Raw genomic sequence first — 24,307 nt, 5'->3', positions numbered from 1 at the left:
GTAAATGAAAACCTATTTACGACAAATGATGTCGAATTTAGTAGTATTCTATTTGTCAATTCTAGGAACATTTTTTTCAACCTTTGTTGCTATACAAATATAAGTTAGGTAATATAATAAATAGTTAGCGATTGCTAAACATTACTCGTGCTAAGTAGTAGATTCGTAATGTCAGTTATAAATCTGACATTTTATTTATTTATAGGTGTTTTTTATGACAAATTATTGAAAGCTGGAGGAAGGTATGGAAGAAACAATAAGTTTGAAAGAGCTATTTACTATTTTGAAAAAACGACTAGTTATGATCCTCTCGATTTCGATTGGTGCAGCCCTTGTAAGTGCGATTGTAAGTTTCTACTTTATGACACCGATTTATCAATCTTCGACGCAGATTCTTGTTAATCAGAAGAAGCAAGAAGGTGTTTTCCAACCTGGTGAAGTACAGACGAGTCTTCAATTAACAAATACATATAAAGTAATTGTGAAAAGCCCTGTCATTTTAGATCAAGTAAAAGAGAAGTTAAAGCTTAATATGTCAACGCAGGAATTAAATAAAAAAATTAACGTAGCAAATGAGAAAGACTCACAAGTGATTGCCGTGACAGTTCAAGATAAAGATGCAAAACGGGCTCGTGATATTGCGAACACAACAGCGAAAGTATTTAAAAGTGAAATTGCGAAAATTATGAGTGTAGATAACGTAACTGTTTTATCAAAAGCAGAAGTAACAGAAGGGCAGTCTCCAATTAAACCTAATAAAATGTTAAACGTAGCAATTGCATTTGTTGTTGGATTAATGGCTTCTGTCGGACTTGCATTCTTACTAGAATACTTAGATAACACACTCAAAAAAGAAGAAGATATTGAAAAGCTACTTGGTGTACCAGTTCTTGGTGTCGTTTCTCATATGGAAGAAGACGGTGCAAAAAGTGGTAGTCTATCAGGAGCAAAGAAAGTAGGGGGGCAGACAATTGGTTCTTAAGAAGAAAACATTTCGTGGGCATCGTCAGCTTATTGCATACGAACAACCGAAATCTTCTGTTTCGGAGCAGTACCGAAATATACGAACAAATATTGAATTTGCATCTGTTGATAAGAAGATTCGTTCTCTTATTATTACATCCGCAAATCCTAGTGAAGGAAAGACAACAACAGTTGCTAATATTGCGATTGTCTTTGCGCAGCAAGGTAAAAAAGTATTACTTGTCGATGCGGATTTGCGTAAGCCAACATTACATCAAATGCTGCAAATGGATAATCTTTTCGGCCTAACAAATGTATTAACGCGTAGCAAAACACTTGAAACATGTGTGAAAAAGACACAAATTGGTAGCTTAGACTTTTTACCATGTGGGCCAATCCCACCAAACCCAGCGGAATTACTTGGCGCAAGCTCAATGAAAGAGTTGCTTTCAGAAGCATATGGCATGTATGATCTCATTATTTTTGATACACCACCAATCTTACCGGTTACGGATGCGCAAATTATGGCGAATCAATGCGATGCTTCTGTACTTGTTGTACGTAGCGGTGAAACAGAAAAAGATACAGGGTTGAAAGCAAAACAAGTATTAGGTGGTGCAAAGGGTAAATTACTTGGCGTCATTCTAAATGATAAAGAACAAACCGGATCAGAGTATTACTATTACGGTTCGAACTAAATATATAAATACAAATTTAAAAACCGACATAAACCCCTTCTTTTTAGGTGGGAGAGAGCATCCGGCCATGCATAGCCGCGGTTAGATCCTTTTCCTGCCCCATGCCAAGTGAAAACAAAGAGAGAAAACAAGTGCAGGTCACCTTTTGTGATCCATAGTCGCGGCTATATGTCGAAAATCAAAATGGATTTATATAGATAAGAAGAAAAGGTGAGGATTCATCTTTTCTTCTTCCGTTTGTATAAATACAAATTTAAAAACCGACATAAAGCCCTTCTTTTTAGGTGGGAGAGAGCATCCGGTCATGCATAGAAGCGGTCAGATCCATGCCAAGTGAAAACAAAGAGAGAAAACGAGTGCAGGTCACCTTTTGTGATCCATAGTCGCGGCTATATGTCGAAAAATCAAAATGGATTTATAAAGAATAGATGGAGAAGGGATGTAAGAGAATGATTGATTTGCATTGTCATATTTTGCCTAGTATTGATGATGGGGCACAAACAATAGAAGATAGTATTGCAATGGCAAAGGCGGCATGTAAAGAAGGCATTCATACAATCGTTGCGACCCCGCATCATCAAAACGGCGTCTATATTAATCCAGTAGAAAGTATTCTTCATCAGGTAAAGCAGTTAAATGAAGCTTTGAAAGAACAAGAAATCAATTTAACCATTTTACCTGGTCAAGAAGTCAGGTTATACGGAGAATTATTAGAAGACTACGAATCGGGTCATATTGTTACATTAAATCAAATGGATAAATACGTATTCATTGAATTCCCAGCCAATCATGTGCCTCGGTATGCAGAGCAAATGTTATATAAATTGCGCACGAAAGGAATCACACCGATCATTGTGCATCCAGAGCGAAATACAGAAATCATCGAACGCCCAGATGTATTGTACAAGCTCGTCAATCAAGGAGCACTGACGCAAATTACCGCAGGAAGTGTAACGGGAAGGTTCGGAAAGAAAATTAAAAAATTTACATTACAGCTCATTGAACATCATTTGACGCATGTCATTGCATCAGATGCTCATAACACAACAACGCGCTCTTTTCACTTACAAGCCGCGTATGAAACGGTAGAAAAGACATTTGGGATTTCTACACTATATAACTTAAAAGAAAATACATATTTATTAATAAGCGGAAAAACAATTTATCGAGAAGAGCCAGAGCGAATACGACGCAAAAAAATATTGGGTCTCTTTTAAAGAAGCAAATATATGGGTGATGCCTCCTAACCGCTATCAATGGAGGTACTCGGCTATGCTGTGGGTATGAGATGATCTCTTACCTTAGACGCCTGTCGTCAAAAGCATGGTGTGAGGTCGGGTTAGATGCCCGTTATTTTATAAATTTTTTAGAAGTTCTAGCTATATCTTTTTAAGCTTCAGAAGATATGGCTAGGATTTTTATTATATAAATGTGGGGGGCTTTACAGTTGAAACAAGTAAGAAAAGCAATCATTCCAGCTGCTGGAATGGGGACACGTTTTTTACCAGCTACGAAAGCAATGCCGAAAGAAATGTTACCAATCGTTGATAAACCAACGATTCAGTACATTGTCGAAGAAGCAATTGCTTCTGGTATTGAAGATATTATTATCGTAACAGGCAAAGGAAAGCGTGCCATTGAAGATCACTTCGATCATTCCTTTGAACTCGAACAAAACTTATTAGAAAAAGGGAAGTATGAAATGCTTGAAAAAGTACAAGCGTCTTCCAAAATTAACATTCACTACATACGACAAAAAGAACCAAAAGGTTTAGGACATGCAGTATGGTGTGCGCGCAAGTTTATTGGCAACGAACCGTTTGCTGTATTACTTGGTGATGATATTGTTCAAGCAGACACGCCTTGTCTACGTCAATTAATGAATCAATATGAAGCAACAAAATCATCGGTAATCGGTGTGCAAACAGTTCCAGAAAACGAAACACATCGCTACGGCATTATTGATCCGTTGGAACAGAAGGATCGCAGTTATCAGGTGAGCAGATTTGTGGAAAAACCAGCGCAAGGAACAGCGCCATCGAACTTAGCGATTATGGGACGCTACGTCTTAACGCCAGAAATCTTTATGTTCTTAGAAGACCAACAAACAGGAGCTGGCGGAGAAATTCAGCTTACAGATGCGATTCAACGTTTAAATGAAATTCAACGTGTCTTTGCATATGACTTCGAAGGAAAGCGCTATGACGTTGGAGAGAAGTTAGGATTTATTCAAACGACGATTGAAATGGCGTTGCAACATGAGGAATTGAAAGATGAGCTTATGAAGTATATGAGTGAACTGATGAAAAAAGAAAATGTACATGTATAAAAGGTGAGGTGGAAGAGCGTTGGCCTTAATGAAAGTATCAAGTGAAGCTGTAAGGAAACAAGGATTACTTGCTGCTGAAGAGGTAAATCAAAAGTGGTTGTATTTATTCATGAAGCGCTTAATAGATATAGCGGGTGCACTATGTGGTCTTATTCTTTTATCACCTATTTTTATCATTGTTGCTATTTACATTAAGCGGGAAGATCCAAAAGGTCCAATCTTATTCAAACAAATTCGTGTTGGAAAAGATGAAAAGGAATTTGGAATGTATAAATTTCGCTCGATGGTAACCGATGCGGAAGAGAAATTAGAGGACTTATTACAACATAATGAAGTATCAGGTGCCATGTTTAAAATGAAAGAAGATCCTCGTGTGACGAAGATTGGCAGGTTTATTCGTAAAACAAGCATTGATGAACTACCGCAATTATTAAATGTATTAAAAGGTGATATGAGTTTAGTCGGTCCAAGACCACCACTGCCAAGAGAAGTGAAAGAATATACTTCCTATGATAAACAGAGATTACTTGTGACACCAGGATGTACGGGGCTTTGGCAAGTGACGGAGAGAAATAGTGTTGGTTTTCAAGAAATGGTTGAGCTAGATTTAGAGTATATAAATAAACGAGGATTAATCTATGATTTGAAAATTATCCTTAAAACGATTCAAATTATGATTAAGTCTAATGGAGCATCTTAGTAGTCAAATTTCAAAAAAGAGACTGAACAAACGATGGATAAAAAGATTTGTGTAATTTTCATGGATGAAGAATATGCAATATAATAACAGTTACAGGAGCAATTTATTTTTAAAATGGATCTTGTATTTATAGAAATGTAAACATATTAAAGGAGTTTTTTATGGATTATTCATTGAAACAAAGGGAAGGCATCATAATTCTGGTCAGCACATTAATGTTACTGACGGGTATTATAGTTAGTATTTATACCAACGTACTATACATGTTCTCTTTGTTAGCTCCAGTAATGCTTTTTTTCATTTTTAAATATAATAAATTATGGCTATATTATTTAATTATCTATTTTCCATTGGAGACAATCATAGTAAAAAATCTCCCAAATCAAGTAGCTATAATCTTAAAATATTCTATAGAGCCTATCTCTATATTACTTTTATTGTTTATTATTTGTAAAAAATGCATTACTAAAAATTTAAATTTTAAAATTGTAGGTAGCGTGGGTATTCTTTTAGTCTTATTTTTAATGGTAAGTATAGTATCGTCTATTTTGAATGATGTAAGTTTTAATGTTTTTTTATTAGGAGCAAGATGGTTTTTAAGATATATACCTATACTGTTAATTGTTACTTTACTAGATTGGCGTGTTGAAGAGATTAGGAAGTTTTTCCTAATTATCTTTGGAATTATCTTGGTAGAAAATGCTATAGGTTTTTTACAATTATTGGGTGGGGAAACAGTCTCGCAATTTTTAAAACCGGGGGTACTAGAAATAACTGATAAAATTACTCAAGAACTAGATCAAGGTATGTCTCAATATGCAGTATACTCTACATTTGGACGATATAGTGCATTTGCGCTTTTCTTAAGTACATTCTTTGTTTTTATTTTTGCAAATTGTATCTTAACTAAGAAAAATATTTTATTGTTATTATGTACAGGATTTATGTTGGTATTGACTTATGCTAGGCAAGCGGTATTAGGGGTAATTGTAGGGATTGTAATTATGGCAATTCTACATACTAACAAAAAACTCAAACTGGCGGTAATTATTTGCCTTGCTTTAGTATCTATAAGTTTTTTATCATTTTTACAAACCACACAGGGTTTTGTTGCAAATGATATTTCACAAGGGCTTACTAATCGATTTTTTGGTGCACTAACATACGAGAACTTTTTATTTGATATCAACAATTATGGGAGATTATATTTCATATTTGTAGTTGGGAAATTATTTTTACATGAAGCTCCATTATTAGGTGTAGGTATGGGGATGTATGGAACAGAACCAGCTGTTAGCTTAGATCCTTCTATTTATATTTATTATAATATACCTATTCAATATTCAATGGATGTCTTCTGGGTTTCAATACTTGGGCAAGTAGGTATGTTGGGGATTCTATTATGGGTGCTTATTTACATTCTTTGTTTTACTAAAAGTGTTAAATTATTTAAATTAACTTCTAATAAGTTTATAAAATGGTTTGCTTTAGGTTATGCTGCAAATATTGGGGTCATATTATTTGAAAGTTTTTTTAGTTCTAATTTAAATGATAGATATCAATCTTTTTACTTTTGGTTACTAACAGGTTTCTTATTAGTTTTGTATAATAAGGAACTTATATGTAAAAAAAAGTGAGTATTTATATGTTAGTTTGTAAAGTGTGTCGAAGTTTTAGACCACTATTTGAGAAATTTTAGAAATGTTAACAGGAAGGATCTTTCTGAGTATAGAGGTGAAGATATAGAAGATGAATGCTGTGAATTTATATAGAATAGGTCATTATTGTTATAAAAAGAAAGTCCCTTTAGTACCTAAAATTATAAAGGGTTTAGTTTTTCTTCTGTACAACTCCATAATTCCTAGTGAAACTCAAATAGGAGAGTATTCAAAGTTAGGATATGGAGGGATAGGGGTAGTTGTTCATCCAAAAGCTATAATTGGAAAAAATGTTTTAATCGGACCACAAGTAACTATAGGTGGAAAATCTAACAACCCGAACCTACCTGTTATTGGTAATAATGTTTACTTAGGTACAGGTTCTAAAATTTTAGGAGATGTTAAGATTGGAAATAATGTTATAGTCGGAGCTAATTCAGTTGTAGTCAAATCCATTCCAGATAATACAATCGTGGCAGGTAACCCTGCTACCATTATTAAAAAAGATGTAGATATATTTAAATATTGCAATCTTAAAAAAATGGATGTATAAAAAAAACCTTTTAATAGTAGAGGAGATTTTATATTAATGAGTAATAAAAAAGATATCATTATGATTGGTCCTTCCCCATTTAATAGGGGAGGGATTTCTTCTGTAATTCAATCTTTACTAGAATTAGAGCCTATTTATAATAGGACGTTTTTGGTATCCTCCTACAGTGATGGGAATAAATTAAAGAAGATTTTAGCGTTCTTAAAAGGGATAGTTCAATGTTTGTTCATATTAATTTTTAATAGGCAGGTAGAAATCCTTCATATTCATACCGCTTCTAGAGGGAGTTTTTTTCGTAAGAGAATATTTGTTAAACTAGGTAAATGGTTTGGGAAAAAAATTATTTTGCATATACATGGTGCAGAATTTATGATGTTTTATCAGGAAAGCAATGATACTGTTAAAAAACAGATTCGAGAAATATTGGATCAAGTAGATGTAATAATAACATTGTCTAAAAAATGGAAAGTAGACATAGAAAGTATTACTGATAATAGGAATGTTAAAGTTATATACAATGCTATTGATAGCAAGAAGTTTAATTTATCAAATTTAGATGAACAGAACATTTTGTTTATGGGTAGAATCGGTACGCGAAAAGGAATATATGATTTAGTAGATATAATACCTCAAATCATAGAAGATTTTCCTAATGTAAAACTTCATATTGCTGGTGATGGTGACTTGCAGACCTTAAAAAGAAGAATAGAAGAGTTAAATATAAACAGCTCTATTTGTATTCATGGCTGGATTAATCATAATCAAAAAGTTCAATTGTTAGAACAATCTTCAATCTTTACTTTACCATCTTATAATGAAGGCTTACCTGTGTCTATTTTAGAAGCTATGGCTGCGGGCTTACCTGTTATTTCTACTAATATTGGTGGGATTCCAGAACAAATAGACAATGCATATAATGGATTTATTATTAAGCCTGGTGATAAAGAAGCATTGTTAGAACATATTAATTTCTTATTAAAAGATAAAAATGCAAGAAAGAATTTTGGAGAAAATGCTAAGTATAAAGTTAATGAATCATTTAGCTTACCTGTAATAGGTGATGAAATATTAAATATGTATTCCATATTGATTTCAGATTCCTAAGAAAGAGGATTTTATGAAAAGTGCATTTTTTAAAAGTACATTTATTGTGGTAGTTTTTACCTTACTAAGTAAAATTTCTGGATTTGGAGTAGATACTTTATTTGCTTATAAGTATGGTCCGTCCTTTTATAGTGATTTATATGTATTTCTTGTATCTATAGTGACTCTTATATTCATTTCAGTAGGAGGGGCAGTAAGTACTACGTTTAGCCCTATACTATCGGAATTAATAGTAAAAGGATCTAGTAGGGAACAAAATAGATTTATAAGTAATACACTAAATATATGCTTACTATTTTTAATATGTATAAGTCTTATATGTTTTGTATTTGCAAGACAAATTATTGAATTGTTAGCACCTGGATTTATCACTAATTACTCAAGTGCTGAGCTGAATATAGCTATTAATTCAGTTAAGATAATGGCATTTACTTTAATTTTAATAGGTATTCAAAGTGTATTAGTAGGTGTGTTAAATTGTTATAAAAGTTTTAGAGCAGCTGCAAGTGTAAGTATTTATACAAATTTCGTTTTAATCTTATTTTTATTTTTCTGGCATGATAAATTAGGAGACTACGGTATTGTTTACGCAATAACAATAGGCTATATAATATCTATTGTTTCATTATTGCCGTTTATAAAGAAAGTAGGATATGCATATACAGCTTTTATCTCTTTTAGAGATTCAAAAATAAAAGATATGTTTAAGAGAGTAATACCAGTATTTGTCGGTTCTTCAGTACTACAAATTAATTTAATAATTGATAGTATATTGGCTAGTGTAATTGCTTCAGGTGCTTTATCAATTTTAAACTATGCATCAAAACTCAATGTTTTGGTTACTCATGTTATTGGACTAGCAATTGCGACAGTTGTTTTTCCTACTTTATCAGAATTAGCGGCAAAAGGAGCTAAATTAGAGTTTACTGATACATTACGTAATGCTATTAAGATGACTAGTATAATTATCATCCCTATAACAGTATTAATAATGGCTTTGAAGGAACCTATTATCGCTTTATTATTTGAAAGAGGAAAATTTACTCATCAAGCAACCTTAGAAACAGCTGAAGTATTATTATATTATAGTCCAGCTATGATATTTATTACATTTAGAGAAATTTTTAATAGATCTTTTTATTCATTGTCAGATACAAGGACTCCTATGCTTATTTCGATATTAGGAGTCGCCGTTAATATTATATTTAAATTTCTTTTAATAAACTATTTGTCATTGGGTGGAATAGCCTTAGCTACATCTTTGAGTGTAATGCTTGTCACAATACTACAAATGAAATATTTAAAAAATAAAGGGATAAAGCTCACAGGGGTTAATAGTCAGTTCTTAAAAGTATTAACTATTAGCGTTCCAATATATGTAATAATAGGACCTGTTTATTCTTGGATAAGTAGCTTTATTACAAAATGGGGTTTTATAACAGAAACGATATCTTTAGGAGTTACTATTTTTATTGGAGGAATTCTATTTTTTATTTTAGCAATTCTATTGAAAGTTATAAAAGTTAATAATTTTAGTGGATATATTAATAAGGCTAAATAGAATTTAATTATACTTTGCGTAGTTTTATTAAAAGAATTATATAAGTTGGTTAATAGGAGGCGATCAAGTGCTTGTTTCAAGTCTTAAAAATAAAATTTTAAGAGAAGGTATTCAATTTAGAAAAATACTTAGTTTTTTAAATGAGAGTCAATTTTACTCAAAAGGTGAACTTGAGAATTATCAAAATAAAAAGTTAAGAAGAATAGTAGAACATGCTTATGAAAATGTTCCGTACTATAATAGAGTATTTAATGAAAAAAAGTTAAAACCTGTAGATGTTAAAACTAAAGAAGATTTATGGAAAATCCCTTTACTAACAAAAACTGATGTAAAGAAAAACTTTCAAGAATTAAAAGCTAAAAATAAGCCTAAGTTTTTGATGAATATTGGTCATACTAGTGGTACTACAGGAACACCCGCACATTTTTATCGTGATCTACATTCAATTAATTTTGAGAATGCAATTGTGTGGAGACAATGGATGTGGGCTGACTTTCAAAAGGGTTCAAGGTTAGCTATATGTAGAGGTAATCAGATTATTAATGAAGATAGAAATACACCACCATTTTGGCTTCATAATAAAATGCAAAATCAATTATATTTGTCATCTTTCCATATGACTGAAGAAAATTTAGTACATTATATTGAAAAGTTGGAAGAATATGAACCGGATGCCTTGCAGGCCTATCCATCTACAGCTTATACCCTTGCTAAAGCATTACAAAAAATGAATAAAAAATTACATTTAAAAGCAATATTTACTTCTTCTGAGCCAATATATTCTTATCAAAGAGAATTAATAGAAGAGGTTTTTTGCTGTGAAATTTGGGACTTTTATGGTATGGCAGAGAGAGTCATTAGTGCTTCGGAATGTCAAATTCATAATGGGCTACATTTAAATGAAGAGTATGGTATTACGGAATTCATCAGTGATGGATGCTTAGCGACCGATGAAGGAATTATGGCTGGAACAGCTCTTCATAATTTTGGCATGCCCTTAATTAGATATGTAACAAATGATTACGGAAAAGTTAATAAAGATGGTTGTAAGTGTGGTAGAAATCATACGTTAATTGAGCCTATTGAAACGAAGCAAGAAGACATGATTATTACTAGGGATGGTAGATGGATAAGTCCGTCCATAATTACTCACGCATTTAAGCCTTTAAATCATTTATTAAAATCTCAAGTTATACAGCATGATTTTGATGAATATGAAATTTTACTTGTTCCTGAAGCAGAGTTTAATTCTGAAGAAATAGGTATACTATTGAATGGTTTGAAAGAAAGATTTGGTAATGAATCTAATATTAATATTAAAATTGTTGAGGATATTCCACGCACAAAAAATGGAAAGTATAGATGGGTAATCTCACATGTTAGTGGTGGTGTAATCAATAAATGAAAACGATAAATTGGTATTATCATCGATTGCGTGCTATGTCATTTAAAGAAATAGGCTATAGAGTTCAGCAAAAAATCAATAAAAAACAATATAAATATAAATATTCAAAGGATATATCTATTCTTGAAATTGAAAACAACTTAGATTTTTCTAATATGAGAAGCTTAAACAGTCGGTTAGGGGAGTTTTTGAATTTTAATTCGTTGGAAGGAGTAAATTATTCTAGTGATATTAAGGTATTTAATCAAAAATATAATATAGAGAGTCCTATACATTGGAATAAAGGTATGTCTGGCAATTGGCCTAAGGACAAGAGTAGTTTTGAAATTCCTTTTAGAGATCAAGATCAAATTGGAGATATAAGATTTACTTGGGAAACTAACCGCCATTTGTTCTTTGTTAACTTGGCTTTACAGTATAAAACAGGTAACAATCCAGAAGCACTTAATATTTTAAAGGAACATTTTTATGCATGGGTTAGAGAGAATCCGTTTTTAAAAGGGGTTAATTGGGCATCATCAATGGAAATAGCAATTCGTGCATACCAATGGATGATTACTTATTGTATTTTAAGTGAAATTGAAGATGAAAAATTTTTAAAAGATTTATTAAAAGGAATAACAAATTCAACTCAATATGTTTTTAAAAATCTTTCTTTACATTCATCTGCAAATAATCATCTTATACTCGAAGTGGCCATCGGTTCAATGATTGGCTATTTTTTAAAACCGATTTACAAGCAATCCTGGTTTGAAATAGGACAAAAAATCTTAAAAGAGCAAATTCCATTACAAGTATATGAAGATGGGGTTAATAAAGAACAAGCAGTACATTACCATGCATTTGTATTAGATAGTATATTACAATATAATTTATTCCTTCGGGCAATTAGTAAACCGCCTCTATACGAAAAGCATATATACGAAATGGTAAAATTCTTGGGGTATTTACAACAAGGAGGAAGTGTCACAGAAATAGGTGATAGTGATGATGCTAAAATAATAGATGTTAATGGAGAAGATAAAAATTATTATCTGTATATTTTACAGTTAGCATCAATTTATTATGGAGAGCAATTTATAGAGTTTAGTTCTTTATATCCGGAAGTTGCACTATTTAATACAGGTAACTTTGATAATTTAAAACAGCATGAATATGATTCCTTTTATGAGTTTAAACATGGTGGATATGAATTTTTAAATCACAATAATCACTATCTTATTTTTGATGTTGGGAGTTTAGGTTTTGGTGCAATTGCTGCACATGGACATGCTGATGCTTTATCATTAGTTTACCATTTTAACAAAAAACCAATTCTCGTTGATCCTGGAACATATATATATAATATTGAATCAAATTGGAGGGATTATTTTAGAAAGACTTCCTCCCATAATACCTTATCAGATAATAATAATGACCAATCAGTGATGAATGGTCCTTTTTTATGGTCTAAAAAGACGCATGCAAAATTAATTGATTCAGGAGAGACAGAGGAAATTATATATATGAGTGGTGAACATGATGGTTATTCACCTAATACTCATAAACGAGCTATAACGTATATGAAAGAGCAAGGAATAGTTATTATTGCAGATAAGTATCAAGGTATAGGAGAGGTTAATTTTACGTTTGAACTTGATGTTAATATAGATAAAATTAATGATACTACTATAACCTTAGAAAATAAAAATTTATATATGAGTTTTTCACAACCATATAAAATTGTAGATAAGTGGATATCTAAAGGGTTTTTAAGAAAAGAAAAAGGATTAGGTTTACAAATTATTCATGATTTTTCAATTCAGTCTACTGCATTTACTATTATTTCATCAGAACCAATTATATTGAAGAACAATGAATTTATTCACAAAGGTAAAAGGTATATTTATGAAAATTATAAAAATGTACGGAGTGTTAAAAATTGAAAACTGTAAATATGTTTGATTGTGAAGTAGCGGCATTAACCCTTGGTGAGACTGTAATGGAAATAGATAAAATAATAGAAGCCAAGGTACCTACACAACATGTTGTGATTAACGCAGGAAAAGTAGTTTTAATGGAGCAAGATAGAAAACTAAAAGAAATAATACAAGATTGTAAAATTATAAATGCTGATGGACAATCTATTGTTTGGGCATCTAATATACTTGGAACTTCTTTACCAGAAAGGGTTACTGGAATTGATTTAATGGAGGAGTTAATAAAGCTTGCTTCAGAAAAAGGACGCAGTATATATTTTTTTGGTGCTAAAAATGAGGTTGTCGAAAAGGTAGTAAAGTATTACCAGGGAATGTATCCTAATTTAAAAGTAGCTGGTTATCGCAATGGTTATTTTAAAGAGCATGAAAATGAAAAAATTGTAGAAGATATAAGAAATTCTAAAGCAGATATTTTATTGGTTGCATTTAGCTCACCTAAGAAAGAATATTGGCTAGCTGATAATTTAAATGGATTAGGGGTACCTTTTAGCATGGGAGTGGGTGGGAGCTTTGATGTGGTCGCAGAAGTAACAAAAAGAGCCCCAGTATGGATGCAAAAGGCAGGATTAGAATGGTTTTATAGGTTTTTACAAGAACCAAAAAGAATGTGGAAGAGATATTTAGTAGGGAATAGCAAATTTATATATGAGGTATTTAAAGAGAAAAAAAGAATTAATAATTCGCGTAAAGTAGGGTGAAGAAATATTTTTATACAATAATGGATTTATACCAGTCAAAAGATATTAATAGTTACTCGCTTGTAGGAGGGACATTGTTATATTTAAAATATTATTATTTACCAGAGGAATATTTGGTCTCAAAAATATAAGTTACGTATTATTAAAGTTTTTAGGGGTGGAAATTCCTAAAACAGTCAAATTAGGTAAGGATGTTACGTTCGTACATTGGGCTTACGGAACGGTATTACATCCTAATACTGAAATTGAGGATAATGTTAAAATATATCAAGGAGTAACGCTTGGGAGAGCTGATATATTTAATTCATTTGAAGAGAGTAAAATGAATGGGATATTAATAAAAAAAGGTGCCATATTATGTGCTGGAAGTAAAATTTTATGTAAAGAAGGTACTTTGACAGTTGGGGAAAACACAGTTATTGGAGCTAATTCAGTCTTATTAAAAAGTACTGGAGATAACGAGATTTGGGGGGGGATCCCAGCTCGTAAACTTAAAATTTTTAAATAGTGAACATTAATTCATTAGTAAACAAATGTATATGTTAATTGGTGGTTTAATTGTACTGCTTGGTGCAGCTGCGTTAGTTCCAGCGGTACGATTAGCTCGTAAAGTAGAACAAGCGTAAGAGCGTCTTATGGAAAAGAGAAAGAAAGTACGTAAGCGTAAATCAAAATGGAGATGGGTAATCATTGGGATTCCCGTTTCCACTATTTTAATTGGACTGGGGATTGTCGCCTTTTTCGGTTGGGAATTAACGAAGCAAACTGCATTGTTAGCTCATACAGTTGTTACGCCGTATAAGCCTGCTGAACCGGAAAAAGAATTCAAGCAACTTTGGTCCAAGCGTCCTGATCCAGGAGATAAGATTGGGGAGCTGAAATTTCCGTCTCTTGATTATGACGTTCCTGTCGTGCAAGGGACGCAGCCGAAGGAGCTCAAGTCAGGAGTTGGACATTTTGCCGGAAGCTTATTACCTGGTCAAGGTGGAAATGTTGTGCTAAACGGGCACCGTAATACGAGCTTTCACAAGCTTGAGGGTGTAAAGAAGGGCGATTCAATCAAATTCTCAACGCCATATGGTGAGTTTGTGTATGAAATAACAGATCTCAAAATTACAGGTGCGAATGATAATACGATCATTGTTCCGACTGATTATGAGACGCTGACGTTAACGACATGTTATCCGTTTGAGTATATTGGTGATGCTCCGGATTGATTTATTGTATATACGAAGCTTGTGTCTAAGCCGAATTTAGAGAAACAATCATAGATGAAGTAAGAAGCCCAATTGCTATTTGTGCAATTGGGCTTTCTTTGTGTTGCATGGAATACAGAGTGTTTATTAGAAATCTTATTTATCATTCATATTTACCCCGCATTAACAGGCAGTAAAACCCACTTTCATTTTGCACTAAACATTGTGTTTATATATCATAAATAAAAAATATATCGTATAATAGTTTTGAGCCAAAAAAATATATGAAAATGCATATATAATGTATTTTTTATATTGAAATAAACTAGCGTTGCATACAACTAACAAACTATATAAATCCATTTTGATTTTTCGACATATAAGCCGCGGCTATGGATAACAAAAGGTGACCCGCACTCGTTTTCTCTCTTTGTTTTCACTTGGCATGGGGCAGGAAAAGGATCTGACCGCTTCTATGCATGGTCGGATGCTCTCTCCCACCTAAAAAGAGGGGTTTTATGTCGTTTTTTTAATTTGTATTTATATATATTTATTTAATTATTCAAAGTGTTATTATGTGCTGCGAAATAAAAAAAGAGAACAAGTGCTCGAAAGGTATTCTCTATTCATTTAGTATTTTTATACAAGAAATTTTATTAAATTAATGGGTGATACCCATTTACCAAATGAAGAAAATAGTGTATTCTTGTCCATGAGTTGGTCCTTTGTTTTGGGTTTGGACAGGAAATTATCTGTACTTACCATTATAAGGGTTTTTTTTATGGATTTGTTAATAAGTTGTAACATTAAAAACATTGGGAATAATTATATCACATTATATTAATGCAACGCTAGTAATATTGTGCTTAATAAAATAAGCTATATATTTTTAGAATAGAAGATATGCCTGATAAAATTATTACTGTTTATATAAATCCATTTTGATTTTTCGACATATAAGCCGCGGCTATGGGTAACAAAAGGTGAGTGTACTCGCTTGGCATGGGGCAGGAAAAGGATCTGACCGCTTCTATGCATGAACGGATGCTCTTTCCCACCTAAAAAGAAGGGTTTTATGTCGTTTTTTTAATTTGTATTTATATAGATGTTACATGCGATCAAATTTGATTTTGGCAATACCGTTTGATTTATCTTCAATTTGTATCTGAAGACTTGTTAACTAATTAAATGAGCAGTAGTGGAGGGGAAATATGGAGAAAGAAATAAACTTAAAAAACTTGTTTAATGTTATAAAAAGGAAATTTTGGATTATTGCAGTGATCACGATATTAGCTGCATTTGTTGGTGGTATATACAGCTTTTTCATGAAAACGCCTTTATATGCGTCCTCCGCAAGAATGCTCATTCCAGCTAATGCTGAAGCTATGAGTACACTTAAAGTAATGATAAAAGAACCCGTTGTTTTAGAAAAAGTAGTTCAGCAACTAAAGTTGCAAAAATCAGCAAGTGCATTAAGTGGACAGATAAGTGTTGGAAAAGTGGAGGAGTCCCAGGTTGTCGTTATAACAGCTATGGATGCTAATCCGGCTCAGGCTGCCAAAATTGTTAATGCTACAGCAAATGTTTATAAAGAAGAAGTAAGTGCTATCATGAATTTTGGAAGTGTGCGTATCTTAACTGAAGCAAATGCACAAGGGAATCCTTCACCAATAAATCTAAATCATGCAAAAGCGATAGAGATGGCTATAGCTGCCGGTCTTATATTGAGTATCGGAGTGGTCTTCTTATTGGATTCTCTTGATGAAACGATTAAATCGGAACGTAACATTGAAAAGCTATTACGGGTTCCCGTTTTAGGAAGTGTTTCTCAAATGAAGAAAAATAATATAGTAGATAAAAAAAGTAAGAGAGAAAGTGTAACAGTAGGGGGGAGAACATTTGATTCGTAATAAAAAACAAAACCGTATTCTTGATAATAGTCATTTAATTGCTCATATAGCTCCGAAATCGAAGGTCGCTGAGGAATATCGAACAATTCGTACTAATCTTCAGTTTGCATCTGAAACTGATAAAAAACGAACTATAATTGTTACTTCTCCTGGATATGGGGAAGGGAAAACCACTACTGTGGCAAATTTGGCGGTGTCTATGGCTCAGCAAGATGACAAGGTCTTAGTCGTTGATGCGGATTTGCGAACCCCGGAACTACATGCGATTTTTGGAGTGAAAAATAAATCTGGATTAACAAATATTCTAGAGGGAAAAGCAACGTTAGAAAAAGTGGTAAGTCAGACAGAAGTTAAAAATGTACATATATTGACAAGTGGTCCTGAAGTTAATAATCCAGCTGAGATGCTTAGCTTACCATCTATGCAAAATTTAATTAGCAAAGCAATAGAGCAATATGACATTATTTTATTTGACTCTCCGCCCCTTCTGGAGGTGGCAGACACAAATATATTAGCTAGTCAGTGTGATGGAGTATTGTTGGTGTTAAGTTGCTATCAAACTGCTAGTGAAGCAGCAGTCGAAGCAGATAGGGCGTTAGAGTTAACAAAAGGAAAGCTTGTGGGGGCTATTCTGAATAAAAAGGTATAAGAGATTTATTAGAATAAGGTATACAGCAAATGCTGATACAGCGCTTTCTTAACCTGAGACGTAAATATGAAAAGCTTTTCATACATTTCTTGGTAGAGAATGAAAGACCACCTATAAAAAATTTATAGGGTACGGTGATGTCTCCTTACCGCTATCAATGGAGACACTCGGCCATGCTGTGGGTTATAAAAGACCTTAGACGTTAGTCGTCAAGAGTATGGTGTGAGGGAGGGTTGAATGCCCAAATTTATTTGAAGTTCTTGTCTAGAAAGTCTTTTTAAAGGATTTTGTAGATAGGAACTTTGCATTAGTTGGTTATGGATTACTTTCCTTGTCTATATAAATCCATTTTGATTTTTCGACATATAGCCGCGGCTATGGATAACAAAAGGTGACCTGTACTCGTTTTCTCTCTTTGTTTTCACTATGTCTGGGCAGGAAAAGGATCTGACCGCTTCTATGCATGGCCGGATGCTCTCCCCCACCTAAAGAGAAGGATTTTATGTCGGGTTTTTAATTTGTGTTTATGTATATATTCAGCTGGACATATGCAATATATAAATCTGTTAATCCTAAGATAATAATTATAAGGATTTTCTTTTGTTATAAAAAAATTGAGAGAGAGGGGGCCTATTATGACGTATCGTCAAAGAGTATCCTTATTAATTTTAATGGATTCCTTAATCGTATTAACCACGATTTTCTTTAGTCGCTTCTTAGTAAGTGCTGATTTCAATGTCATAACACTTCCCATCATAGTAAGTGCAGTGACCCTGCTGCTTAGCCATCATATTTTTTCTTTTATTTATAAGCTTTATAAAAAAGCATGGGAGTATGCAAGTATAGGAGAATTGCTAATTATTTTGAAAGCAATCACACTTTCTATTGTCACAACAGCAGTAGTACAACAAATATTGCTTCAAGACATTTACTTCCGTCTTCTTGTTGTAACGTGGATGATCCATGGTTTACTGATTGGAGGATCACGTTTTATATGGCGAATGTTCAGAGATACTTATATCAAAAAAGGGGACGACAAAAAAAGAACGTTGATTATCGGTGCAGGTTCTGCGGGTACAATGGTCGTAAGACAACTTTTGAATAATAATGACACTGAATTAATGCCCGTGGCGTTCATTGATGACAATACAAAAAAACACGGATTAGATATTCTTGGAATTCCGGTAATCGGAGGAATTGACCGTATTGAATTTGTTGTTCAGCAATTCGAAATCGATAGCATCATCATAGCAATTCCTTCACTTAGTAAGAAAGCATTAAATACGATTTTTCAAGAATGCTCTAAGACAAAAGCAAAAACTCAGATCCTTCCAATGTTGGAGGATTTAGTGACTGGGAAAGTTTCAGTGAATGAATTTCGTGATGTCCAGGTAGAAGATTTATTAGGGCGTGAGCCGGTTGAATTGGATATTGAAAGTATTTCAGACTTTATAACTGATAAAGTCATTTTAGTAACTGGCGCTGGTGGCTCAATTGGATCTGAAATTTGTCGTCAAATTGCAAAATTTAACCCGAAACAATTGGTTTTATTGGGGCACGGTGAAAATAGTATTTATTCCATTGAAATGGAATTGAGAGAGCTATACGGTGACACAAGTATTGTTTTTACTACAGAAATTGCTGATGTACAGGATGATCTGAAAATGATGTCAGTCATGAGTCAATATCAGCCTCAAGTTGTTTATCATGCTGCTGCACATAAGCATGTACCGCTGATGGAACGCAACCCTGAAGAAGCTATAAAAAATAATTTGATCGGGACAACAAATGTGGCAAAAGCAGCAAGTTGGCACGGAGTTGAGACGTTTGTAATGATTTCTACAGATAAAGCTGTGAATCCGACAAGTGTAATGGGTGCGACAAAAAGGCTTGCTGAAATGGTAATCCAAAACTTGGATAAAACAAGTAATACGAAGTTTGTGGCCGTCCGTTTTGGGAATGTATTGGGAAGCCGTGGTAGTGTTATACCACTGTTCAAAAAGCAAATTAAGCAAGGTGGTCCAGTGACGGTCACTGATCCAAAAATGATTCGTTACTTTATGACAATTCCAGAAGCGTCTAAACTTGTAATACAGGCTGGAGCATTAGCTAAAGGTGGAGAGATATTCATTTTAGATATGGGAGAGCCTGTGAAAATAGTAGACCTTGCGAAAAACTTAATCACATTATCAGGAAACTCATTAGATGAGATACAAATAAAGTTCACTGGAATGAGACCTGGAGAGAAGCTTTTTGAAGAATTGTTGAAAAAAGAAGAATTACATGAGCAACAAATTCATCCTAAAATTTACATAGGTAAAACATCCAATCTTTATATGAAAGAAATCGAAGAAATTATTCAAACATATCCTGATCTTGAGAAATCAAAATTGAGAGAACAGGTATTGGAATTGGCAAATAGCCGTATAGTTTCGCAAAATATAGTGTGAATGTCGATTTGAATACATATGCTTAGACGCGTGTCTTACTATTTGGAGAAATGAAGTATGTACAGGTCACAGGTTGGTTAGACAGACTATAACAAGTGTAGGGTGATATATGTGAAAAATAAAGTATTATTCTGTGCAACGGTAGACTTTCATTTTAAAGCATTTCACTTGCCATATATGAAATGGTTTAAAGAACAGGGATGGGAAGTTCATGTTGCTGCTGCTGGCAACATGGAACTTCCATATGTGGATAAGAAGTATGAACTTTCTATTCAAAGATCGCCTTTGCAACTTAAGAATATTAAGGCTTATAAAGAGTTGAAAGCAATCATTGATAAAAACGAATATAAAATCATTCATTGTCATACACCGATGGGAGGAGCCATTGCACGTTTGGCAGCAAGAAAATCTAGAAAGCATGGAACAAAGGTTTTATATACTGCTCATGGATTCCACTTTTGTAAAGGTGCCCCGCTTATAAATTGGCTATTATATTATCCCATTGAAAAAGTAATGGCAAATTACACAGACTGCCTTATCACGATAAATCAAGAGGACTATGATCTGGCTGTTCATCGGCGTTTCAAAGCAACTAACATTGAACAAGTTCATGGAGTGGGAGTGGACACAGAATACTTTAAACCGGTTGATGAGATTCAAAAGCTTTGTCTAAGGAATGAGATGGGGTATAAGCCCGATGATTTCTTGATGTTTTATGCGGCTGAGTTTAATAAAAATAAAAATCAACAGCTTTTAATTCGATCATTGGCTTTAATAAAAGATAATGTTCCTAATGCGAGGCTTCTATTGGCTGGAAACGGTCCCCTGCTAGAGGATTGCAAAGAATTGGCTAAACAAATGGGTGTATTTGAAATGGTGGACTTTCTCGGTTATCGGAATGATATCGCAAAGATTTTATCCATCTGCGACATTGCGGTTGCATCGAGTCTCCGTGAGGGGTTACCAGTGAATATTATGGAAGCGATGGCTTGCGGATTGCCTGTTATAGCCAGCGAGAACAGGGGACATTTGGAGCTTGTAGAAGATAAAGTAAATGGCTATATCATTTCCAATCAAGATGCTCAAATGTTTGGTTTAAGAGTAGTAGAGATGAACAAATCAAAAGACTTACTTGTAAAAATGGGTATTGAAAGCAAACGAAAAATGCATAAATATTCGATTATTCAAGTTGAATCTGAATTGAGTTCTATTTATAGGAAATACATTCTGGAGGAAACAGATGAGACCGAAAGTCAGTATAATAGTTCCTGTCTATAATGTTGAAACTTTATTAGAAAGATGTTTAAACAGCCTAACGTCACAAACACTTGAAGATATTGAAATCATCATGGTAAACGATGGTTCAACAGATAAGAGTGCAGATATACTTAATGAGTACGCAAAGAAAGATGAAAGAATTATAGTGATTGAAAAAGAAAACGGTGGTGTTTCTTCAGCAAGAAATAAAGGTATACAAACCGCAAGCGGGGAATATATTGGGTTTGTTGATCCGGATGATTGGATAAATACGGAAATGTATGAAACCTTGTATAAGGAAGCAGTTCAAGGTGAAGCAGACATTGTTATGTGTACATATACTCGTGAATTTGGAAGTCATTCAAAAGAGAAGAAATTTGATCTTCCTGAAAAGGTTTGTTATGAAGGCGAAGAAATTAAAGTAAATGTAATGAGACGTTTAATCGGCCCTATAAAAGAAGAGATAGGAAATCCAGAATTCTTAGATGCTTGGGGGACTGTTTGGTCAAAGCTTTATCGTTCTGATATTATTAAAGAAAACGCAGTTCAGTTTGTGGATTTAAGTTTTATTGGTACAAATGAGGATTCATTATTTAATATACATACATTTTATCATATCGATAAATTTGTTTTTTTAAATAAATCCCTTTATCATTACTGGAAGACAAATGCAGCTTCGGTCACGTCTAATTACAAACCGGAATTGATGAACCAATGGTTTAACCTTTATGATATAATTGAGCAATTTTTAGAAGATAAGCAGCTATCAGGAAACTTTCGATTAGCATTAAATAATCGTATTTGTCTTAATACGCTCGGGCTTGGCCTAAATATGATGAGTAAAAGTAATCGCATATCTCCATTCAAGAAATTTAATAGATTAAGTAGAATACTGAATGATAATCGTATAAGGCGTTCTTTTAAACAATTAGAGATGGATCACTTCCCTATTGTTTGGAAGGCGTTTTACTTTTGCGTAAAATATAGGTTTACCGCAGGGTATTATTTTATGTTAGTGGCAATAGATTCACTCAGAAAGATGATTAGATAGGAGTGGTACTCTTGAAACCTATTCGTATACTTCAAGTAGTTACCGTCATGAATCGCGGCGGGCTTGAAACTATGTTGATGAATTACTACCGAAGAATGGATCGTAGCAAGATTCAATTTGATTTTATGGTACATAGAACAGATAAGGGACATTATGATGATGAAATTGAGGGGCTTGGTGGAAAAATTTATCGAATGCCACAGATACGCCCTGGAAATTATCGCCGTTACTTTAAATTACTCAATGAGTTCTTTGCTACTAATCCTGAATATAAAGTAGTACATTCCCATATCAATGAGAACAGTAGTTTTGTATTAAGAGCAGCAAAAAATGCAGGTGTTCCATGCCGTATTACGCACAGCCATTTAAGTGATTTAGGTATCGATATAAAACTTCCTTTTCGACTATATGCAAGATTTGCAATGAAAGACAATCCGACTGCCTATTTTGCATGTTCAAAAAAAGCAGGGGAATGGTTGTTTGGAAAGAACAGGGCGAATTCTAACGAAGTGAAAGTTCTAAATAACGCAGTGAATGCTGAAGAATTTAAATATAATGAAAGTAACAGAAATAAAGTAAGAGAAGAAATTGGAGCAAATAATGATACTTTAGTTCTAGGGCATGTAGGAAGGTTCAATAAGCAAAAAAATCATGAATTCTTAATAGATATTTTCCATGCTGTACATAAAAAGAACCCAGAATCCATACTGGTTCTCATAGGAGAAGGTTCCCTACGCCCAAGCATTGAAAAAAAGGTAGCTGATTTAGGATTGTCTTCTAAAGTCAGATTTCTAGGAACTAGAACTGATATCCCGAAATTGATGCAAGGATTTGATATTTTTCTTTTCCCTTCACTTTTTGAGGGCTTGCCAGTTGTACTAGTTGAAGCACAGGCTGCTGGTTTAAATTGTGTGGTGTCTGATGCAATCACTAGTGAATCTAACTTGACTGGCCGAATGAAATTTATGAGCTTAAAGAGTTCAACGGAATTATGGGCAGATCATATTCTTTCCTCATCAGTAGAGCATGAGGATACAACAAATGTAATGCAAAATATTGGCTATGATACGGCTACTATGGCAAGCTGGCTGACAGATTACTATTATGCACATGCCTATAAATAATAAAAACTTGATGCAGGAGGGTTTGTAATGACGCCACTCTTAACCGTTTTTACGCCTACATATAATCGTGCATATACTCTTCATTTATGTTACGAAAGTTTAAAGAGACAAAAATGTAAAGATTTTATTTGGTTAATCATTGATGATGGATCTGCTGATAACACAAAGGAACTTGTCGATACTTGGATTGCAGAAGATGTAGTTCCCATCCGTTATCATTACCAAGAAAATCAAGGTATGCACGGAGCGCACAATACCGCTTATGAATTAATTGATACAGAGTTAAATGTTTGTATAGACTCGGATGATTATATGGCAGAAGATGCTGTTGAAAAGATTGCTTCATTTTGGAAGACACATGGAAGTAAGAAGTTTGCTGGAATAGTCGGATTAGATGCAAAACCAAATGGAGAGATCATTGGAACTAAAATGCCATCTAATATTCAAGCTTCCACACTATCAGGTTTGTATGGTCTTCACGGAGTTAGAGGAGACAAGAAACTTGTTTATCGTTCGGAATTGACAAGAAACTCTTTGCCATATCCTATATTTTCAGGAGAAAAATACTGCCCGCTCAGTTATAAGTATATTTTAATTGATCAACAATGCCCTTTACTCATTATGAACGAAGTCTTATGCCATGTGGAATATTTGGATGATGGTTCAAGTATGAACATGATTAAACAATATAAGAAAAATCCGCGTGGTTTTTTATTCTTCAGAAAGGTTGCTATGAAGTATGCTCCTTCTTTTAAGGAGAGATTTCGGGAATCCATACATTATGTATCGAGTAATCTAATGATCAGAAATTATGTTTTTCTTAAAGAATCACCATGTAAGGGTACTACTTTCTTGGCAATACCTTTTGGAATTTTGCTTTATCTTTATATAAATAATACGAGTAATAGAACTGTTTCGAAGCACCATTAGGAAGGTGACGATATACCGGTAATTGCTTTTTAAGATTGCAATAATTGGTCAATTAATCGTTTAATATATTTATGTGTATATAAATTCATTTT

Annotated in this window: 21 protein-coding genes; all 21 read left to right on the top strand. The window is 33.4% G+C overall.

The genetic code is table 11. The features are described from left to right. Positions 1 to 244: 244 nt before the first annotated feature. The 21 genes from QRE67_RS24785 to QRE67_RS24685 all read left to right on the top strand — a co-directional run bounded on the left by QRE67_RS24785 (position 245) and on the right by QRE67_RS24685 (position 24,215). A complete protein-coding gene (locus tag QRE67_RS24785; protein ID WP_286122803.1) occupies positions 245 to 982 on the top strand; it encodes a YveK family protein in 738 nt (245 codons plus the stop codon). Then, positions 972 to 1,661 carry a CpsD/CapB family tyrosine-protein kinase gene (locus QRE67_RS24780; protein WP_286122802.1) on the top strand — a complete coding sequence of 230 codons (690 nt, stop codon included), beginning with the start codon at positions 972 to 974 and terminating at the stop codon, positions 1,659 to 1,661. The genes QRE67_RS24785 and QRE67_RS24780 overlap by 11 nt, the downstream gene beginning before the upstream one ends. Positions 1,662 to 2,110: 449 nt before the next feature. Beyond that, positions 2,111 to 2,878, top strand: a complete 768-nt coding sequence (locus QRE67_RS24775; RefSeq protein ID WP_286122801.1) for a tyrosine-protein phosphatase — start codon at positions 2,111 to 2,113, stop codon at positions 2,876 to 2,878. A 230-nt stretch (positions 2,879 to 3,108) separates the two neighbouring features. Continuing rightward, positions 3,109 to 3,990, top strand: coding sequence for a UTP--glucose-1-phosphate uridylyltransferase GalU (gene galU / locus QRE67_RS24770; protein WP_286122800.1), 882 nt, complete (start codon positions 3,109 to 3,111; stop codon positions 3,988 to 3,990). Positions 3,991 to 4,009: 19 nt separating this feature from the next. Next, complete coding sequence (locus QRE67_RS24765) at positions 4,010 to 4,690, top strand: sugar transferase (RefSeq protein WP_286122799.1); 681 nt, start codon at positions 4,010 to 4,012, stop codon at positions 4,688 to 4,690. Between the two features lie 161 nt (positions 4,691 to 4,851). Continuing rightward, positions 4,852 to 6,327, top strand: coding sequence for an O-antigen ligase family protein (locus QRE67_RS24760; protein ID WP_286122798.1), 1,476 nt, complete (start codon positions 4,852 to 4,854; stop codon positions 6,325 to 6,327). Between the two features lie 112 nt (positions 6,328 to 6,439). Further along, positions 6,440 to 6,901, top strand: a complete 462-nt coding sequence (locus tag QRE67_RS24755) for a serine O-acetyltransferase (protein ID WP_286122797.1) — start codon at positions 6,440 to 6,442, stop codon at positions 6,899 to 6,901. A gap of 36 nt (positions 6,902 to 6,937) precedes the next feature. Then, positions 6,938 to 8,005 carry a glycosyltransferase family 4 protein gene (locus QRE67_RS24750; RefSeq protein WP_286122796.1) on the top strand — a complete coding sequence of 356 codons (1,068 nt, stop codon included), beginning with the start codon at positions 6,938 to 6,940 and terminating at the stop codon, positions 8,003 to 8,005. Between the two features lie 13 nt (positions 8,006 to 8,018). Further along, complete coding sequence (gene murJ / locus QRE67_RS24745; protein WP_286122795.1) at positions 8,019 to 9,566, top strand: murein biosynthesis integral membrane protein MurJ; 1,548 nt, start codon at positions 8,019 to 8,021, stop codon at positions 9,564 to 9,566. A 67-nt stretch (positions 9,567 to 9,633) separates the two neighbouring features. Further along, positions 9,634 to 10,971 carry a phenylacetate--CoA ligase family protein gene (locus QRE67_RS24740; RefSeq protein WP_286122794.1) on the top strand — a complete coding sequence of 446 codons (1,338 nt, stop codon included), beginning with the start codon at positions 9,634 to 9,636 and terminating at the stop codon, positions 10,969 to 10,971. After that, entirely contained in the window at positions 10,968 to 12,896 is a 1,929-nt protein-coding gene (locus QRE67_RS24735) for an alginate lyase family protein (protein WP_286122793.1), read from the top strand. Before QRE67_RS24740 ends, QRE67_RS24735 begins: the two co-directional genes overlap by 4 nt. After that, the gene (locus QRE67_RS24730) at positions 12,893 to 13,648 is read left to right on the top strand and encodes a WecB/TagA/CpsF family glycosyltransferase (protein ID WP_286122792.1); all 756 of its coding nucleotides are present in this window, start codon (positions 12,893 to 12,895) and stop codon (positions 13,646 to 13,648) included. The genes QRE67_RS24735 and QRE67_RS24730 overlap by 4 nt, the downstream gene beginning before the upstream one ends. Positions 13,649 to 13,805: 157 nt before the next feature. Next, a complete protein-coding gene (locus QRE67_RS24725; protein ID WP_286122791.1) occupies positions 13,806 to 14,156 on the top strand; it encodes an LbetaH domain-containing protein in 351 nt (116 codons plus the stop codon). A 127-nt stretch (positions 14,157 to 14,283) separates the two neighbouring features. Beyond that, on the top strand, positions 14,284 to 14,865 hold the full coding sequence (gene srtD / locus QRE67_RS24720) for a class D sortase, LPxTATN-specific (RefSeq protein ID WP_286122790.1): 582 nt from the start codon (positions 14,284 to 14,286) through the stop codon (positions 14,863 to 14,865). Positions 14,866 to 16,055: 1,190 nt separating this feature from the next. Beyond that, on the top strand, positions 16,056 to 16,754 hold the full coding sequence (locus QRE67_RS24715; RefSeq protein ID WP_286122789.1) for a YveK family protein: 699 nt from the start codon (positions 16,056 to 16,058) through the stop codon (positions 16,752 to 16,754). After that, positions 16,744 to 17,403: a CpsD/CapB family tyrosine-protein kinase gene (locus QRE67_RS24710; protein WP_286122788.1), complete on the top strand. Its 660-nt coding sequence runs from the start codon at positions 16,744 to 16,746 to the stop codon at positions 17,401 to 17,403. The genes QRE67_RS24715 and QRE67_RS24710 overlap by 11 nt, the downstream gene beginning before the upstream one ends. Before the next feature lie 635 nt (positions 17,404 to 18,038). Next, complete coding sequence (locus tag QRE67_RS24705) at positions 18,039 to 19,853, top strand: polysaccharide biosynthesis protein (protein WP_286122787.1); 1,815 nt, start codon at positions 18,039 to 18,041, stop codon at positions 19,851 to 19,853. A 111-nt stretch (positions 19,854 to 19,964) separates the two neighbouring features. Further along, positions 19,965 to 21,131 carry a glycosyltransferase family 4 protein gene (locus QRE67_RS24700; RefSeq protein WP_286122786.1) on the top strand — a complete coding sequence of 389 codons (1,167 nt, stop codon included), beginning with the start codon at positions 19,965 to 19,967 and terminating at the stop codon, positions 21,129 to 21,131. Continuing rightward, entirely contained in the window at positions 21,094 to 22,161 is a 1,068-nt protein-coding gene (locus QRE67_RS24695; protein WP_286122785.1) for a glycosyltransferase, read from the top strand. The genes QRE67_RS24700 and QRE67_RS24695 overlap by 38 nt, the downstream gene beginning before the upstream one ends. A gap of 11 nt (positions 22,162 to 22,172) precedes the next feature. Further along, a complete protein-coding gene (locus QRE67_RS24690) occupies positions 22,173 to 23,285 on the top strand; it encodes a glycosyltransferase family 1 protein (RefSeq protein ID WP_286122784.1) in 1,113 nt (370 codons plus the stop codon). 27 nt (positions 23,286 to 23,312) lie between these two features. After that, entirely contained in the window at positions 23,313 to 24,215 is a 903-nt protein-coding gene (locus QRE67_RS24685) for a glycosyltransferase family 2 protein (protein WP_286122783.1), read from the top strand. The last annotated feature ends 92 nt before the right edge of the window (positions 24,216 to 24,307 follow it).

The sequence above is a fragment of the Bacillus sp. DX3.1 genome (assembly GCF_030292155.1).
Taxonomy (GTDB): domain Bacteria; phylum Bacillota; class Bacilli; order Bacillales; family Bacillaceae_G; genus Bacillus_A.
This window is presented reverse-complemented; position numbering and strand designations above follow the sequence as displayed.

Coding starts and splice junctions, on each gene's coding strand:
- QRE67_RS24785 (WP_286122803.1), top strand. CDS start 245: ATGGAAGAAACAATAAGTTTGAAAGAGCTATTTACTATTTTGAAAAAA.
- QRE67_RS24775 (WP_286122801.1), top strand. CDS start 2,111: ATGATTGATTTGCATTGTCATATTTTGCCTAGTATTGATGATGGGGCA.
- QRE67_RS24760 (WP_286122798.1), top strand. CDS start 4,852: ATGGATTATTCATTGAAACAAAGGGAAGGCATCATAATTCTGGTCAGC.
- QRE67_RS24755 (WP_286122797.1), top strand. CDS start 6,440: ATGAATGCTGTGAATTTATATAGAATAGGTCATTATTGTTATAAAAAG.
- QRE67_RS24750 (WP_286122796.1), top strand. CDS start 6,938: ATGAGTAATAAAAAAGATATCATTATGATTGGTCCTTCCCCATTTAAT.
- murJ (WP_286122795.1), top strand. CDS start 8,019: ATGAAAAGTGCATTTTTTAAAAGTACATTTATTGTGGTAGTTTTTACC.
- QRE67_RS24735 (WP_286122793.1), top strand. CDS start 10,968: ATGAAAACGATAAATTGGTATTATCATCGATTGCGTGCTATGTCATTT.
- srtD (WP_286122790.1), top strand. CDS start 14,284: ATGGAAAAGAGAAAGAAAGTACGTAAGCGTAAATCAAAATGGAGATGG.
- QRE67_RS24715 (WP_286122789.1), top strand. CDS start 16,056: ATGGAGAAAGAAATAAACTTAAAAAACTTGTTTAATGTTATAAAAAGG.
- QRE67_RS24705 (WP_286122787.1), top strand. CDS start 18,039: ATGACGTATCGTCAAAGAGTATCCTTATTAATTTTAATGGATTCCTTA.
- QRE67_RS24695 (WP_286122785.1), top strand. CDS start 21,094: ATGAGACCGAAAGTCAGTATAATAGTTCCTGTCTATAATGTTGAAACT.
- QRE67_RS24685 (WP_286122783.1), top strand. CDS start 23,313: ATGACGCCACTCTTAACCGTTTTTACGCCTACATATAATCGTGCATAT.